The 15222-nt window shown below is 64.1% G+C and carries 14 protein-coding genes; 2 read left to right on the forward strand and 12 right to left on the reverse strand.

The genetic code is table 11. The features are described from left to right. Positions 1 to 6 precede the first annotated feature (6 nt). The 6 genes from ACQ5ID_RS03130 to ACQ5ID_RS03155 form a co-directional block, all read right to left on the reverse strand. Positions 7 to 1071: a hypothetical protein gene (locus ACQ5ID_RS03130; protein ID WP_429911019.1), complete on the reverse strand. Its 1065-nt coding sequence runs from the start codon at positions 1069 to 1071 to the stop codon at positions 7 to 9. After that, the gene (locus ACQ5ID_RS03135; RefSeq protein ID WP_429911020.1) at positions 1072 to 2217 is read right to left on the reverse strand and encodes a beta-ketoacyl-ACP synthase III; all 1146 of its coding nucleotides are present in this window, start codon (positions 2215 to 2217) and stop codon (positions 1072 to 1074) included. A 157-nt stretch (positions 2218 to 2374) separates the two neighbouring features. Continuing rightward, positions 2375 to 2584 (reverse strand): hypothetical protein, encoded by a 210-nt coding sequence (locus ACQ5ID_RS03140; protein ID WP_429911021.1) that lies wholly within the window; start codon positions 2582 to 2584, stop codon positions 2375 to 2377. Positions 2585 to 2595: 11 nt separating this feature from the next. Next, complete coding sequence (locus tag ACQ5ID_RS03145) at positions 2596 to 3174, reverse strand: DNA-3-methyladenine glycosylase I (protein ID WP_429911022.1); 579 nt, start codon at positions 3172 to 3174, stop codon at positions 2596 to 2598. A 65-nt stretch (positions 3175 to 3239) separates the two neighbouring features. Continuing rightward, complete coding sequence (locus tag ACQ5ID_RS03150) at positions 3240 to 4490, reverse strand: DNA polymerase IV (RefSeq protein ID WP_429911023.1); 1251 nt, start codon at positions 4488 to 4490, stop codon at positions 3240 to 3242. Beyond that, on the reverse strand, positions 4487 to 5395 hold the full coding sequence (locus ACQ5ID_RS03155) for an ROK family protein (RefSeq protein WP_429911024.1): 909 nt from the start codon (positions 5393 to 5395) through the stop codon (positions 4487 to 4489). The genes ACQ5ID_RS03150 and ACQ5ID_RS03155 overlap by 4 nt, the downstream gene beginning before the upstream one ends. 178 nt (positions 5396 to 5573) lie before the next feature. Between ACQ5ID_RS03155 and ACQ5ID_RS03160 the strand changes: the two genes are divergently transcribed. Next, a complete protein-coding gene (locus ACQ5ID_RS03160) occupies positions 5574 to 5939 on the forward strand; it encodes a response regulator (protein ID WP_429911025.1) in 366 nt (121 codons plus the stop codon). 15 nt (positions 5940 to 5954) lie between these two features. Continuing rightward, positions 5955 to 7316, forward strand: coding sequence for a PleD family two-component system response regulator (locus ACQ5ID_RS03165; RefSeq protein WP_429911026.1), 1362 nt, complete (start codon positions 5955 to 5957; stop codon positions 7314 to 7316). A 48-nt stretch (positions 7317 to 7364) separates the two neighbouring features. Here the strand turns inward: ACQ5ID_RS03165 and rpmG are convergent, their stop codons facing one another. The 6 genes from rpmG to topA form a co-directional block, all read right to left on the reverse strand. Beyond that, positions 7365 to 7532 carry a 50S ribosomal protein L33 gene (gene rpmG, locus ACQ5ID_RS03170; protein WP_009800672.1) on the reverse strand — a complete coding sequence of 56 codons (168 nt, stop codon included), beginning with the start codon at positions 7530 to 7532 and terminating at the stop codon, positions 7365 to 7367. Positions 7533 to 7634: 102 nt separating this feature from the next. Beyond that, a complete protein-coding gene (locus ACQ5ID_RS03175) occupies positions 7635 to 8801 on the reverse strand; it encodes an MFS transporter (protein ID WP_429911027.1) in 1167 nt (388 codons plus the stop codon). A 9-nt stretch (positions 8802 to 8810) separates the two neighbouring features. Beyond that, complete coding sequence (locus ACQ5ID_RS03180) at positions 8811 to 9455, reverse strand: hypothetical protein (RefSeq protein WP_429911028.1); 645 nt, start codon at positions 9453 to 9455, stop codon at positions 8811 to 8813. After that, positions 9452 to 10177, reverse strand: a complete 726-nt coding sequence (locus tag ACQ5ID_RS03185) for an NUDIX domain-containing protein (protein WP_429911029.1) — start codon at positions 10175 to 10177, stop codon at positions 9452 to 9454. Before ACQ5ID_RS03185 ends, ACQ5ID_RS03180 begins: the two co-directional genes overlap by 4 nt. A gap of 14 nt (positions 10178 to 10191) precedes the next feature. After that, positions 10192 to 12444 carry a ribonuclease R gene (gene rnr, locus ACQ5ID_RS03190; protein ID WP_429911030.1) on the reverse strand — a complete coding sequence of 751 codons (2253 nt, stop codon included), beginning with the start codon at positions 12442 to 12444 and terminating at the stop codon, positions 10192 to 10194. Then, entirely contained in the window at positions 12441 to 15035 is a 2595-nt protein-coding gene (gene topA, locus ACQ5ID_RS03195) for a type I DNA topoisomerase (protein WP_429911031.1), read from the reverse strand. Before topA ends, rnr begins: the two co-directional genes overlap by 4 nt. Between the last annotated feature and the right edge of the window lie 187 nt (positions 15036 to 15222).

The following is a 15222-nucleotide window of genomic DNA, read 5'->3' on the forward strand; positions in this document are numbered from 1 at the left end:
TTTTTGTCAGGATGTCAGGGCCAGCGCGGTCTTGAGCATTGCCACCAGCGCGCGCGGCGAGGTGGTTTCCTGATTGGAGTGATAGTTCACCGTCGGCACTTGCAGGCTGGCCCCGGTGAACTCGCCCTTTGACTGGGCGGTGATCTTGCCAAGCTCTGTAACCCCGATGCTTTTGAGCGGCTGGCCACGGCGCGCGCGGGCGGCATTTTCCGCCTCGATGAAGGCATCCTTGAAGATGATGGGCGCGCCAGCACTGGCGGCGGCGCGTTCGACGCGCTCCACCATCGCTTCGTGGAAGCTGGCACTGGCATCGCGCCGGCGCAGTATCACCGCGCCTGCCAGCATGGCAGCAGAATCCTCAAACGGGCTGGTATCCAGAACGACGATATCCTTGCGCGCGGACAGCGCTTCACCGGCCCATTGCAGGAAGTGCGCAGCGGAGCGGCCAATTTCCTCCTCGGCGGTGAAGACAATGACGCCGCCCAGCCCCAGCTCTGCCGCCATGCGCAGGACAGCGACTGACACGGGATTATCCAGCTGGCCGGAGACCTGGCCACCCGCACTGCGGTCCAGCGCACGTGCAAAGCTCAAGGGTGTGCCGGCGGGCAGGGCGGGCAGGCCCGCTATATCCAGGACAATGCGTCCGCCACCGTCCAGCCGCGCGCCGGTGACATCGCCATAGGCGAGCCGTCCGCCGGTCTTGCGGTCATAGGCGAAGACTTCCTCGCCGCCATAGCGTTCATTGACGCGGGTGGCGAGCACCTGGCTGGCGACGGCTTCCTCGCCATATTTCTCGTTCTTTACCGCGTGAGCGGCATAGACCGGCGCGCCATCGGGCGCGATCACCGCGCCATGGCGGTCGATATGGGCGATGAAGACCGGGCCGGGCTTGCCGGTGTCGATGACGCACAGATTGGGCAGGCGCTCTGGCGTGAAGCCGAGCCCCGCAAAATCGCGCGCGAGATGATCGAGAAACGGTGTCTCGTGGCCAACGACGCTCGGAAAATCGAGATATTCGTTGGTCTTGGCCAGAATCCGCGCGGCGAGATCTGTCTCGCCGGCCAGGTTCATCTAAAGCTTCTCCACAAAAACCGTGCCGGCTGAATAGCCAGCGCCGAAGGAGCAGATGACGCCCTTGTCGCCGCTCTGAAGATCGTCGGAATGGCGGTGGAAGGCGATGATCGAACCGGCAGAGGATGTGTTGGCAAACTCATCCAGAATGGTCGGGGCATCTTCGCCGCCGGCCTCGCGCCCGAACACCTTCTTGGCGATCATCAGATTCATGTTGATATTGGCCTGATGCAGCCAAACGCGCTTCATCTGGTCCGGCTCGAGCCCCAGATCGTCCATGTGCTCGCGGATCATGTCCGACACCATCGGCACGACCTCCTTGAACACTTTGCGGCCCTCCTGGACGAACAGCTTGTCATCCTTGGGCGAGCCGTTCTGCAGCGCCCGGTTGTCGCCAGTGGCGCGCTCGGTGCGGTTCAGGAAGCCGAAATTATTGCGGATATTATTGGAGAACTGCGTCTTCAGGCGCGAGCCGATAATGCGCCAGCCGCCTGTCCCCAGCTCGGCGCGCTCCAGCAGCACGGCTGTGGCCACATCGCCGAAGATGAAATGGCTGTCGCGGTCGCGCCAGTTGAGGTGCGCCGATGTGATCTCCGGGCTGACGACCAGTATGGCGCGCGCATTGCCAGCCGCGATCATGTCGGCGGCGGCCTGCATGCCGAACGTGGCCGAGGAGCAGGCGACATTCATGTCAAAGCCGAAGCCGTGCTCCATCCCCAGCGCCATCTGCACTTCGATGGCCACGGCCGGATAGGCGCGCTGCATGTTGGAGGCGGCCACGATGATGCCGTCCACATCGTCTGGCGTTTTGCCGGCGCGCTCCAGCGCATCGCGCGCAGCGTTTGCGCCGATCTCGGCCAGTATCGCCACTTCGTCATTGGAGCGTTCGGCGATGTTGGGCATCATGCGGGTGATGTCGAGCACGCCATCTTTTTCAACGACATAGCGTGATTTTATGCCCGACGCCTTCTCGATAAACTCGGCAGAGGAGGGGGTCAGCGCCTCCAGCTCGCCGCGTTCGATCTCGCCAGAATGCTGGGCGTTATAGTGCTCGGCATAGGCGTTATACGCCACGACCAGCTCTTCATTGGATATGGAATGGGGCGGCGTCCACAGACCTGTGGCGCGAATGACGGCTTCACTCATCGGTTTCCCCGAACGATTCCTGATCGCTATCTTGTTACCCTAGCCTTCACAGCGGTGCAGTGTCGACCATTGTGAGGCGGGTGATCCTTGGCCATAGCCGATTATGGCTCTGCGTGCATGTGGCTTGCGCACAACAAAAGATGGTCTTTCGCGCGATTCAGCCGTTGCGACGGCCGCTGATGACGCGATGAATGGGTTGCGGACGCTCGCGTACGACACCGTCGCCGTCGGTGCACTGGTGCTCCAGTATGCCGGAAGCGCCATGGCGTCCGCCCATCTCGCAAGTGCGGTCAAGCGCGTGGACGGGTGGACGGTTGGCGCATGCGCCGAGTGTGAGAAGGCCAACGCCAAGAATGGCAAGTTTCAAGGCAGATTTCATTATGACCTCGACAGGTTTTTCACTTCCTCATGGCGGTGACAGCTGACCAGATGGTCATTGACCAGCCCGGTCGCCTGCATGAAGGCATAGACGATGACGGGGCCGCAGAATTTGAAGCCCTCCTTCTTCAGCGCCTTGCTCATCGCCTGGCTGACCGGTGTTTCGGCAGGTACTTCCTTCATCGTGGAGAAACGGTTCTGCACGGGCTCGCCATCCACGAAGCCCCACAGATAGTCGCTGAAACCCTGTCCGCGTTCGCGCATGGCCAGATAGGCCTTTGCATTACCTATCGAGGCTTCGATCTTCGCGCGCGAGCGGATGATGCCCGCATTGCCGAGCAGGCGGGCAATGTCGGCCTCGCCATAGCGCGCCAGCGTCTCCGGGTTGAAGCCGTCAAAAGCCTCCAGAAACGCCTCGCGCTTGCGCAAAATGGTGATCCAGCTGAGGCCGGCCTGAAATCCGTCCAGGATCAGCTTGGCAAACAGCGCCTCGTCATCGTGCTCCGGCACGCCCCATTCGGTGTCATGATAATCGACATAGAGCGGGTCTTCGCCCGGCCAGGGACAGCGATGGATCATGTCGTGCATCCTTGTATCGGTGGCCAGCCAAGCACCGAAGCGCCGGGCGGCCGAGTGAACAAACGCTAATTGTCCTTCAGGGAGCGCCCCTTGATGACGGCGGAGGGGCCAAAGCGGGCGCGGGCCTTGTCCATGGCGCGCTCGGCGGCGGCGCGTTTGGGCCCGTCCGGATCCAGAAGATCGCGCGTATCACCCGTGGCCGGTTCCAGATCGCTGAAACCTATGCCGATCAGCCGGTAGCGCCGGCCTTGGGCTTCCGCGCGCAATAGTTCCCGGCCGTTGCGAAACAGCGTGTCGGCCAGCTGGGCAGGCTGGGACAGGGTGCGCCGGCGTGTCAGTGATCTGAAGCCTTCCGTCTTCAGCTTCAGCGTGACGACACGGCCCGCAATGCCTTGCGCCTTCATCCGGTCGGCCACCCTCACGCAAAGCGGCCAGAGGCGCTTTTCCAGCTCGTCATGGCTGGCGATATCATCAAAGAAGGTGGTTTCAGCCGATACGCTCTTGCGCTCGCCATCGCGCGTAACGGCGCGTGTGTCGATGCCTTGCGCCAGCCGCCAGAGGCGCGCGCCCGACGGCCCGTGGCGGCGCATCAGCGCCTCCTCACCGCGCGCGATGACATCGCCTAGCGTTTTGAGCCCATCCCGGTTCAGCGTGGCGGCAAAGGCCGGGCCGACACCGAACACGCTCTGCACTGGCCTTGGGCGCAGGAAATCCGCCGCCTCGGCCTGGCCGATGACGGAAAACCCGTCCGGCTTGTCCAGCTCGGATGCCGTCTTGGCGAGAAACTTGTTGTAGCTAAGGCCCACCGAGACGGTGACGCCCACCTCCGATTTGATGCGTGCCGCCAGCTTCATCAGCGTGAGAGCGGGCGAAGCTCCATGCAGGCGCTGCGTGCCTGTCAGATCGAGAAAGGCTTCGTCAATGGACAAGGGCTCCACCGCCGGGGTGACATCCTCCATCATCTGGCGGATGCGTTTGCCTTCGGCGGCATAGACCTGCATGCGCGGGGAGATGACCACGGCGTCCGGGCAGGCTTTTAGCGCCTTGAACATGGGCATGGCCGAGCGCACCCCGTGCAGCCTTGCCACATAGCAGGCGGTGGCCACCACGCCGCGCTTTCCGCCGCCGATAATCACCGGCTTGTCGGCCAGCGACGGATCATCACGCTTCTCGATGGAGGCGTAGAATGCATCACAATCGATATGGGCTATCGAGAGCGTATCAAGCTCGTCATGGGTGAAAACCTTGCGCGAGCCGCACGCCCCGCATCGCGGCGGGGAGGCTGGCGCAAAACAGGTCCGGCAATATCCGCTCATCGCGCTTCCAGCGGCCATAGCCAGGCGGCACCGCGCACACCGGAGGAGTCGCCATGCCGGTTCACCACCACGCGGGTGCGAAACTCGTCGGTGAAAACATGTGGCACGAGGCGGGTTTCCAGATCGGCGGCCAGGCCCGGCAGGTTGGACAATCCACCGCCCAACACGATCACATCCGGGTCCAGCACATTGACGATGGTGGAGAGTGCGCGCGCCAGCCGGTCAGCGTGCCGGTCGAGCGTGGCCATCGCTGCCACGTCGCCCCCGGCGGCCTTTGTTGCAATCTGGTCGGCTGTGAAGCTTTCGCCTGTCACTCGCTGGTGGTCGCGTACCAGCGCCGGGCCGGAGCACCAGCTTTCCACGCAGCCGAGGCGGCCGCATCCGCATCGGAGGCCGGGAACTTCTTCGATGGACGGTCGGGGCAGGGCCGTGTGGCCCCACTCACCGGCGATAAGGCCGCCGCCCTCATGGAGGCGTCCGCCAATGACGATGCCGCCGCCTACGCCCGTGCCTGCGATCACGCCGAACACGCAATGCGCCCCCGCGCCTGCGCCGTCGGTGGCTTCGGACAGGGCAAAGCAGTTGGCGTCATTGGCGCAGCGCACCTCCTGCCCCAGCGCGTCTGTCAGATCGCGCTGAAGGGGCTGGCCATTGAGGTGGGAGGAGTTGGCGTTGCGGACGAGCCCGGTGCGCGGATTGATCGAGCCGGGATGACCGATGCCAACGCTCGCGGCGGTGCTGCCTGCGCTCTGGCGGATATCGGCGACAAGGGCGCGAATCGATTCGATGGCATCAGCGTATCGGGAGGCAGAAGCGATCCGTTTGCGGGCCAGAAGCGTGCCATCAGCGCCCAGCGCGATGGCTTCTGTCTTCGTGCCGCCCAGATCGACACCGATGCGGATCATGCGCAGCCCCTTGCCTGCCTTGGCCTCGCCACGTTCTTATCTTGTTCCTTACCGGGTTCCTAGCGCCCGACTCATCGTTGATTAAGGAAAATCGGGTTTACTCGGCAGTGGATGGAAAAAGGTTCACGCCAAAAGGCGGGGCAAATGGGGGAAGCGCGCGGTCGCCATGCTGCAGGTCATGTCCAAAAAAGTTCTGATCGTTGAAGATAACGAGCTGAACATGAAGTTATTTCATGATCTGCTCGAGGCCCACGGCTACGAGACCCTCCAGACGCGTGAGGGCCTGAAAGCCATTGATATGGCGCGCGAGCACCGCCCCGATCTCATCCTGATGGATATCCAGCTGCCGGAGGTTTCCGGTCTGGACGTCACCAAATGGCTCAAAAGCGATGAAGACCTTTCCGGTATCCCGGTTGTGGCCGTCACCGCCTTTGCGATGAAGGGTGATGAGGAGCGCATCCGCGAGGGCGGGTGCGAGGGCTATCTTTCCAAACCCATCACGGTGACGAGCTTTATCGAGACAATCCGGAAATTTATCGGTTAGGGAGGCGCCAGACCCATGAGCGCGCGCATCCTCGTAGTCGACGATATCGAGACCAACAGACGCTTGCTGGAAGCGCGGCTGTCGGCCGAGTATTTTGATGTCGTGCTGGCGTCTTCCGGAGCCGAGTGCCTGGAAAAGGCGCGCGACACCATGCCGGACATGATCCTGCTCGACATCATGATGCCAGGCATGGACGGGTTTGAAACCTGCCGCCGCCTGAAGGCCGACGCCGCCACCCGCCATATCCCTGTCATCATGGTGACGGCGCTGGATCAGCGCGAGGACCGGGTGAAGGGGCTGGAAGCTGGCGCGGACGAGTTTCTCACCAAGCCGGTCAATGATGTTGCCCTGTTTGCGCGGGTGCGCTCGCTGCTGCGCCTCAAGGAAGTGCTCGACGAGCTGCGCCTGCGCCACGAGGCTACGCTGACCGATGATGGCGTTGAGGACGGTGATCTGGACGGCCCGGCGATTGTTATCGTGGCCGCTGGCGACGACATTGCCGCCGAGCGCCTGTCTGCCAAACTGCCCAAGGGTTTTGCGCCGCGCCCGATTGGCGATCCGGCAGGCGTGGTGAAGGCCGCGCGGGCCGGGGCGGAGCTGGTGCTGATCGATCTGGCGACGGCAAAGTTTGATGCGCTGCGGGTCTGCGCGCGCATCCGCTCCGACGCCGTAACCCGGCACACGCCGATCATCTGCGTGGTCGACCCCGATACGCCGCAGGACATGGTCCGTGCGCTGGATCTGGGGGTTAGCGATGTGGTGACGCGCCCGGTTGATCCGGGCGAGCTGGCGGCGCGCCTGAACACGCAGCTAAAGCGCAAGCGCTATGCCGAGCAGCTGCGTGAGCGTCTGGAAGAGAGCCTCGAGATGGCGGTCATTGATCCGCTGACCGGGCTTTATAACCGCCGCTATATGGGCTCACGCCTGCGTCAGGCGGTCGATGCATGGGAGGCGAGCGCCGAAACGGTCTCGGTCATCCTGTTTGATATTGACCATTTCAAGCGCATCAACGACACGTGGGGCCATCAGGCCGGCGACGAGGTGATACGTGCCTTTACCGAGCGGATGAACACCCAGCTGCGCGCGCTGGACATTGCCGGGCGTCATGGCGGCGAGGAGTTCATGGTGGTGCTGGCCGGTGCCACCCAGCGCGAAGCCACGGAAGCGGCAGAGCGCGTGCGGGCGGCCATCGCGCGCACGCCTTTCCGGATTTCCAGTGCCGGGGTCAGCGTGGACGCGACCACCAGCGCGGGCGTAGCCGAGATCATGCATGGCGATACGCCAGAACGCCTTGTCGCGCGCGCCGATGCCGCGCTCTATCAGGCCAAGGCAGCGGGCCGCAATCAGGTGATGGTGGCACAGAAAAAGGCCGCGTGAGCATCACGCGGCCTTCCTCAAATCGGCAGATGCGCTAAAGGGGCAGATCTACTTGATCTTGCCTTCCTTGAACTCGACATGCTTGCGCGCGACCGGATCGTACTTTTTCAGCACGAGTTTCTCGGTCATGGTGCGCGCGTTTTTCTTGGTCACGTAGAAGTAACCCGTGCCAGCCGTCGAATTGAGGCGGATCTTGATGGTTGTCGGCTTGGCCATGTCACTCACCTGAAACTGGGTTGCCGCGCCAGACCGGACCTGACGCTTCGCGAGCGCGCGAAAATACGCATGTTCGCTAGGGTGTCAATGGCGCTGATGCGTTCAGCTCCGCCAGTTCCGAAGCGCCATGGGCAGATAGATTGCCGCGATCACGCTCAGCGCCAGCAGGAAGCCGTGCGGATTGATCCAGTCCGTGGCCAGTCCGGCCATCATGGGCCCGACCAGCGACCCTGTGCCATAGGCGAAGATGAAGGCGGCATTGGCTGCTGCCAGCTGGCCTGCCTGCACCCGTTCCCCGATTACAGCCAGCCCGACCGTGTAGAAGGCACTGGCAAGGCCGACATAGAGGAATATGAGCGGGAAGAGGGCAAAGCCGAACCCGCTCGACGCAATGATGAGGAGCGGTATGGCAACCGCGCCGATGGTAATCAGTCCCAGCGTGCGCAGGCGTCCGGCCCGGTCGGCAAAATTTCCGATGGGTATCTGCAGGCAGAGCGCGCCCATCGCGCCGGTCGTCATCAGCAGGCCCACCATAACGGTCGTCAGGCCGATCCGGTCGCCATACACCGGCATCAGCGCGAAGAAGCTGTTTTCCAGCGCGCCGAACAGGAAGCCGGCGAGGATGGCAGCCGGGGCAAGGCGCGCCGTGCTCAGCATGGCCAGCGGGCTGCCCTCTTCGCTGCTCGGCGGCACCAGGCCCGGCCCGCGCAGGAACACGACCGGGATCACGCCCAGCGCGTATATCGTTGCTCCGGCTATCCATGGCGCCCAGCCTTCTGCGCCCAGCAATGCCAGCAGCAGCCCGCCGGAGCCGAACCCCGCCGACAGAACGGTGGCGTAGACCGCCAGCAGCGAAGCGCGCCGTTCGGGCTTGGCCAGCTGGTTGATCCAGGTCTCGCTGGCGATGAAGACGATGGTGACCGCGATGCCGATGAGGAAGCGTGTGCCGAACCACACCCACACCTCACGCACGGCGGGAAAGATCAGTATGCAAAGGGCAATCAGGGCGAGGCTGCCGGCCAGCAGGACGCGCGGGGCGATGCGCGAGAAAAAGCCCGGAATGAAGGGTGTGGTGAGGATCATGGCCAGCGCTGCGGCGGCGGCATTGGCACCTGCCAGCGCGCCAGAGCCTGTCATCGCTTCCAGATTGAGCGAGATCAGCGGCATGAGAAGGCCGAACCCGCACCCGGCAAGGCCACCGCACATGATCGCCACGAAGAGCGAACGGGTGCGGGCATGGGTGTCGCTGATCAGGAAGGAGAGGGCCATGCGGCCAGTCTATAGCCCGGTCGTGCGCAGCCGTCCCGCCTGTTTTCTCACCTGCAGCGGCGTGATGATCACACCCGATGCGGCGGCTCTGGCCAGCGGCACGAACGCGGTCAGCTCCGGCTGGGCCAGGTGCGCCTCCATCGCCTCTTCCTCGATCCAGACGGCGCGTCCGCCGGACCCTACAGGAAACAGGGCCTGAACGGCGCGCGAGGCGGCGATGGCGAACAGGCGCAAATGCCAGCTCGTGCCGTTGGGGCGGGTGAACACGCTGCGTCCCAGATAGGTCAGGCCCTGCCGGTCCGGCGCAAGGCCGTGGCGGGCTGCGCGTCCCCACAGGCCCGGCTGCGGGGGCTGTGCCATGGCGTCGTGTGCAGGAGAGGCGAACAGCAGACCCAGCTGCGCATGGGCCGCGCTCAAGGCCGCATCGGTGAAGGCGCGGGGGCTCAGGCTGCGTACGCCAAGGGCGCGTGATGATATATCCGGGTCATCGCCCGTATGGGTTACGGCACGTGCGCTCACGGGCGAAAATGCCAGCGGCAGCGCGTCTGGCAGCGCGTCTGGCAGAGCGGGCAGGGCGAAACGGCCTGTGGTGCCATCCACCACGAAAATTCCGGCTGCCGGGCGTACGCGCCTGGTATTGCGCGGGGCGCTCATAGCTCGTCGACGCGTGGACCCTTGGGCGTCACGCGCGCGCAGCGAATGGGGGCAGGGCCCTTCATGTGGCTGGCCAGTTCGGCCAGCACGAAGCGGGTGATGATGGGCAGATCCAGCGCGCCGGTATCCTCCAGCGAGACCCAGCGCACATCTTCCAGCTCTGCGGCCAGAAAATCATCCGCCCGTCCGGCGACAGCTTCCTCGGATGCGCGGAAGAACCAGGCATCAAACCGGCGCGGACGGCCCGGCGGCGTAATCGCGCGCGCTACCAGTTCCAGCGGCGCGGCGGCGGGGGCGAGGCCCGCCTGGGTGAAGGGTTTCCATTGCGGACCGGCCCGCGAAATGGGCGCGCTCTCGCCGATCAGAAGCCCGGTTTCCTCTGCCGTCTCGCGTATGGCCGCTGCGGCTGCGGCGCGGGCGCGGCGCTCGCTCATGCAGCGGGTCAGCACGTCCAGCACCGGCTCAGCCGGTTCGCTGGCCAGCGGCGCATAGCCGTCCGTCCGGTCAACGCGTCCTCCGGGAAACACGTATTTGCGCGGCATGAAGACATGCTCGCCCGAGCGCCGCCCGAACAATATCTCGGTCGTTCCGTTGGCGCGCTCGCGCGTGAGGATCAGGGATGCTGCCAGCGCAGGCTTGCGCACGGAGGGGTGCGGCTTCACGCCGGGGCGTTCATTGCCTTCCGAGTGGCGCGTGGGATCGAAAGGGTTGGATTTTGCCACTGTATTTTTCGTCTCTACCGCCGCCGTCTCGCCTTGTTGCCTCTGTCCCGGCCCGCTGGAGGGCGTCCGCCCTTGCGGCGTCCCATTGGTTTTCTGCCCGGTTCTGGCGGGGTCAGTATGTCCACCAGCAGGCCGCCCGTCACGGGTGTTGCTTCGCTAAGACGCACATTGACGGTCATTCCCAGCCGGTAGGTCGCGCCGGTATTTTCGCCGATAAGGGCGTGTGCGGACGGATCGTGATGGAAATATTCCCGGCCCAGACGCGATACCGGGCAGAGTGCATCAGCCCCGGTTTCGCTCAGGCGGATGAAGGCGCCAAAGCGCGTGACGCCGGTAATGCGTCCTTCAAATTCCGCGCCTACGCGGTCAGCGAGGAAACCTGCAATGAAGCGGTCGGCGGCATCGCGTTCAGCGGCCATGGCGCGGCGTTCGTTGGAGGTGGTTTCTTCCGCGATTACCTGCAGCGAGGCGCGTTCCTCGTCAGTTGTCCCGTCCCGTCCCAGCTTGAAGGCGTGGATCAGGGCGCGGTGAACCGTAAGGTCTGCATAGCGCCGGATTGGCGAGGTGAAGTGCGCGTATTTTTCCAGATTCAGCCCGAAATGGCCCAGATTGCGCGTGTCATAGATGGCCTGGGACTGGCTGCGCAGCACCACCTCGTTGACCGTCTCGTAGTGCGGCCCGCCCTTTGCCCGCTCCAGCACCTGATTGAAGCGCTTCGTGGTCAGGCGCTCGCCGCGGGCCCAGCTAAGCCCCACGGTCGGCAGGAAGTCAGCCAGTGCCTCGATCTTCTCGGTGCCCGGCTCGTCATGGACGCGGTAGATGAGCGGCGTGCGGGCCGCTTCCAGTGCTTCTGCGGCGGCGACATTGGCCTGGATCATCATTTCTTCGATCAGCTTGTGGGCGTCGAAGCGCTCGCGCCGCTCCACTGCGATTACCGAACCGTCCTCGCCAATGCGCACCTTGCGTTCCGGTGCATCGATATCCAGCGGCTCGCGGACCGCGCGCGCCTTTTGAAGCGCGGCATACGCGCCCCAGAGCGGTTCGAGCACGTGCTTTTTGAGCGTCTCGGCCTTGCCGGTGCCTTTGCCGTCAATGGCGGCCTGTGCCTCCTCGTAAGAGAGCTTGGCCGCCGAGCGCATCCAGCCGCGCAGGAAGCGGTGGGCGCGCTTGTTGCCGTTCTTGTCGAACACCATGCGCACGGCGAGGCAGGGGCGGTTCTCGCCCTCGCGCAGCGAGCACAGATCGTTGGACAGACGCTCTGGCAGCATCGGCACCACCCGGTCGGGCAGATAGACCGACACGCCGCGCTTCCTTGCGCCCTTGTCCAACGCTGAACCGCCGGTGACGTAGGCGGCAACGTCTGCAATCGCGACGATCACCACCCAGCCGCCCTTGTTGGCCGGATCATCATCGGGCGCGGCCCAGACCGCGTCGTCATGGTCCTTGGCGTCGGCCGGGTCGATGGTGATGAGGGGGATGTCTGTCAGGTCTTCGCGATCCTTGGCCGTGACCGGCTTGATGGCCCGCACTTCCTTTTCTTCGGCATCGCCAAAGCCTTGCGGAATGCCGTGTTCGGCCAGGGCGATGATGGAGCCAGCGCGCGGGCTGTCCGCGCTGCCGATGACTTCCTCGATAGCCCCGGTTTTGAGCCCACGCGCGCGTTCGGAGGCGAGGCGCACCATAACCAGATCGCCGTCCTTCGCGCCTGTGCCTTCGCCCTTGGCGGGGATCAGCTCGTGCTTGGTGCGCCGGTCCACCGGCACCAGCCGCGCGCCGCCGCGCCCCGTCTCTCGATAGACGCACAAAATGCGGTGCGCAGACTGGCCGAGCGTGCGCATGACGGTGGCGTAGTATTCATCGCCGTCCTTTTCCAGGCGCGCCAGAAACTTGTCGCCAATGCCCAGCGCGCTTTCGCGTCTGCCGCCCTTGCCCTGACCGGGCGCCAGCCGGATGACGGGGCTGTCACCCTCGGCGCGCACGGCGCGGCACAGCATCTCGCCATCGACATCGCGGTCCACGATCTCCACCACGGTCACCGGCGGCAGGCCGCCGCGTATGGCATAGGATTTCTGCCCTGTGCGGGTGATCTCGCCGTCTGTCTCCAGCACTTTGAGCGCTGATTTCAGCGCAATCTTCGCATCCCCGCGTAAGGCCAGAGACCTTGCGATCTCGCGCTTGGTGAAGCGGCCTTCGCCCAGCCGGATCGCTTCGAGCACGGCTTCCCTGGTAAATCCGCCATCCCTGAAAGGATCGTGGGACTGGGTCACTTGCTTCCTGCTTTCGCCTTCGTGGCGGTTTTCTTTTTCGCGGCAGGCTTTTTGGCCGCTGCGGCTTTCTTCGCCGGTGCCTTGCGCTTGCCCTTGGCAGAACCAGCCTTGGCGTTGATCAGTTCCACCGCCTGTTCCAGCGTCACGGTCTCGGGCGTTACGTCCTTGGGCAGGGTGGCATTGACCTTTGCCCACTTTACATAGGGGCCATAGCGCCCGGCCATGACTTGTATGGGGCCGCCATCGGGGTGTTCACCCAGCTCTTTTAGCGGTTCGGCGCTGGCGCGTCCGCGCCCGCCATTGGCCTTCTTGTCCTCGATCAGCGTGACGGCGCGGTTGATGCCGATCTCGAAAACCTCATCGATGGAAGGCAGGTTGGCGTAGGTCTTACCGTGCTTGACGAAGGGGCCATAGCGGCCAAGCCCGGCCTCGATCATTTCGCCATCATCAGGGTGCGGCCCGACCTGACGGGGCAGATCGATCAGCATGACCGCCTTTTCCAGATTGATGGAAGCCGGGTCCCAGCCCTTGGGCAGGGAAGAGCGGCGCGGCTTGTCCTCGCCCTCCAGCTTCATCTCCAGATAGGGTCCAAAGCGCCCGTCTTTGAGATAGATCATCTGGCCGTGTTCGGGGTGCAGGCCGATCTCGCCGTCACCCTCGATGGCTGATTGACCCTCGCCATTGCCGCCGAGCGGGCGGGTAAAGCGGCAGTCAGGATAGTTGGAGCAGCCGACAAACGCGCCGTGCTTGCCAAGGCGCAGCGACAGCGTGCCGACATTGCAGGACGGGCATAGCCGCGCATCCTTGCCGTCCTCGCGGGCCGGGAAGATGAGCGGGGCCAGCGCGATATTCATCGCATCGATCACCTGACCGACGCGCAAATCGGCAATGCCTTCGACGTTGGCCGAGAAGTGCTCCCAAAAGCGGCGCAGCAGCTCTTTATAGGGCATCTCGCCAGCCGAAACCTTGTCGAGCTGGTCTTCAAGGCCCGCCGTGAAGTCGTATTCGACATAGCGGGTGAAGAAGTTTTCCAGAAACGCGATAACGACCCGGCCCTTGTCTTCGGGCACGAAGCGCTTGTCTTCCATGCGCACATAGTCGCGGTCGCGCAGCACCGAGAGCACGGAGGCGTAGGTGGAGGGCCGGCCAATGCCCAGCTCTTCCATCTTTTTCACCAGCGTGGCTTCGGTGTAGCGCGGCGGCGGCTGGGTGAAGTGCTGCTCGGTAAAGGTCTGATCGGCCTTGGCGCTAGCGCCCTGTTTCACCGCAGGCAGGCGTGCTTCGCCGTCTTCGTCGGCATCATCGTCCAGCCCCTCCCGGTAGAGCGCGAAGAAGCCGTCAAAGGTCACGACAGAGCCGGTGGCGCGCAGGGCGAGCTTGCCTCCGTCTGCTTCCAGATCAATCGTGGTGCGCTCCAGCCGCGCGCTTTCCATCTGGCTGGCAACGGCGCGCTTCCAGATGAGCTCGTACAGGCGGGCCTGATCGGCTTCCAGACGCAGCGAGGAGGGATGACGCAGGAAGCTGGTCGGACGGATCGCCTCGTGGGCTTCCTGCGCGTTCTTGGCCTTGGAGGAATAGGCGCGCGGCACGTCCGGCACGTATTGCTCGCCATAGCGCTCGCCAATGGCCTTGCGGGCCTGATGGATGGCGCTGCCATCCATCGAAACGCCGTCGGTCCGCATATAGGTGATGAGACCGGTCGTCTCGCCGCCAATATCAATGCCCTCATAGAGTCGTTGCGCCACGCGCATGGTGCGCTGGGCGTCAAAGCCCAGCTTGCGTGAGGCTTCCTGCTGCAGGGTGGAGGTGGTGAAGGGCGCGGGCGGGTTGCGCTTTGTCGGCTTGGCCTCGACCGCAGCGACGGTGAAGTCTGCGGACTTCACCGCGGCCTCGGCGGCGCGCGCGGTCGGTTCGTCGCCAATGCTCAGGCGGGTGATCTTCTTGCCGTCAAACTGGGAGAGGCGTGCGCGGAACGGGTCCGAGTCGTCGGCGCGGACATCTGCCTCGATGGACCAGTATTCCTTCGGCTCGAAGCGTTCGATCTCGCCTTCGCGCTCGGTAATCAGGCGCAGCGCCACCGATTGCACGCGGCCTGCTGAGCGCGCGCCGGGCAGTTTGCGCCACAGCACAGGTGAGAGCGTAAAGCCGACCAGATAATCGAGCGCGCGGCGGGCCAGATAGGCTTCCACCAGCTCCATATCCACATCACGCGGATGGGCGAGGGCGTCCTGAACGGCGCTCTTGGTGATGGCGTTGAAGGCAACGCGCTTGACCGTCTTGTCTTTCAGCGCCCGGCGCTTGGTCAGCGCTTCGAGAAGGTGCCAGGAGATGGCTTCACCCTCGCGATCCGGGTCAGTGGCCAGGACCAGCGTGTCGTGATCTTTGAGCGCATCGGCGATGGCCTTCACCTTGGGAGCCGAACGGGAATCGATCTCCCACTCCATCGCGAAGTCTTCGTCGGGCCGGACCGAACCGTCCTTGGCGGGCAGGTCGCGCACATGGCCGAAGCTCGCCAGGACTACGAAATCCTTGCCCAGATACTTGTTGATGGTCTTGGCCTTGGCAGGCGACTCAACGACGACGACAGTCATGGAATGCTAAATGCCCTTTGCATGAGGGATGGGGCTGGCCGCCCGGCGCGCGAAAGTGGGGGTGGTTCCGGCGCAAGTCAACATGGCCGGATATCGTCATCGCAAGATGCACGTTAAAGATGTGTTTGTTATAAATTGCACGTTAAGTAATTTTCCGCTAACTGGATGGGCAGCAGATTGAGCGGGT

Source organism: Glycocaulis sp. (assembly GCF_050485565.1).
Lineage (GTDB): Bacteria > Pseudomonadota > Alphaproteobacteria > Caulobacterales > Maricaulaceae > Glycocaulis.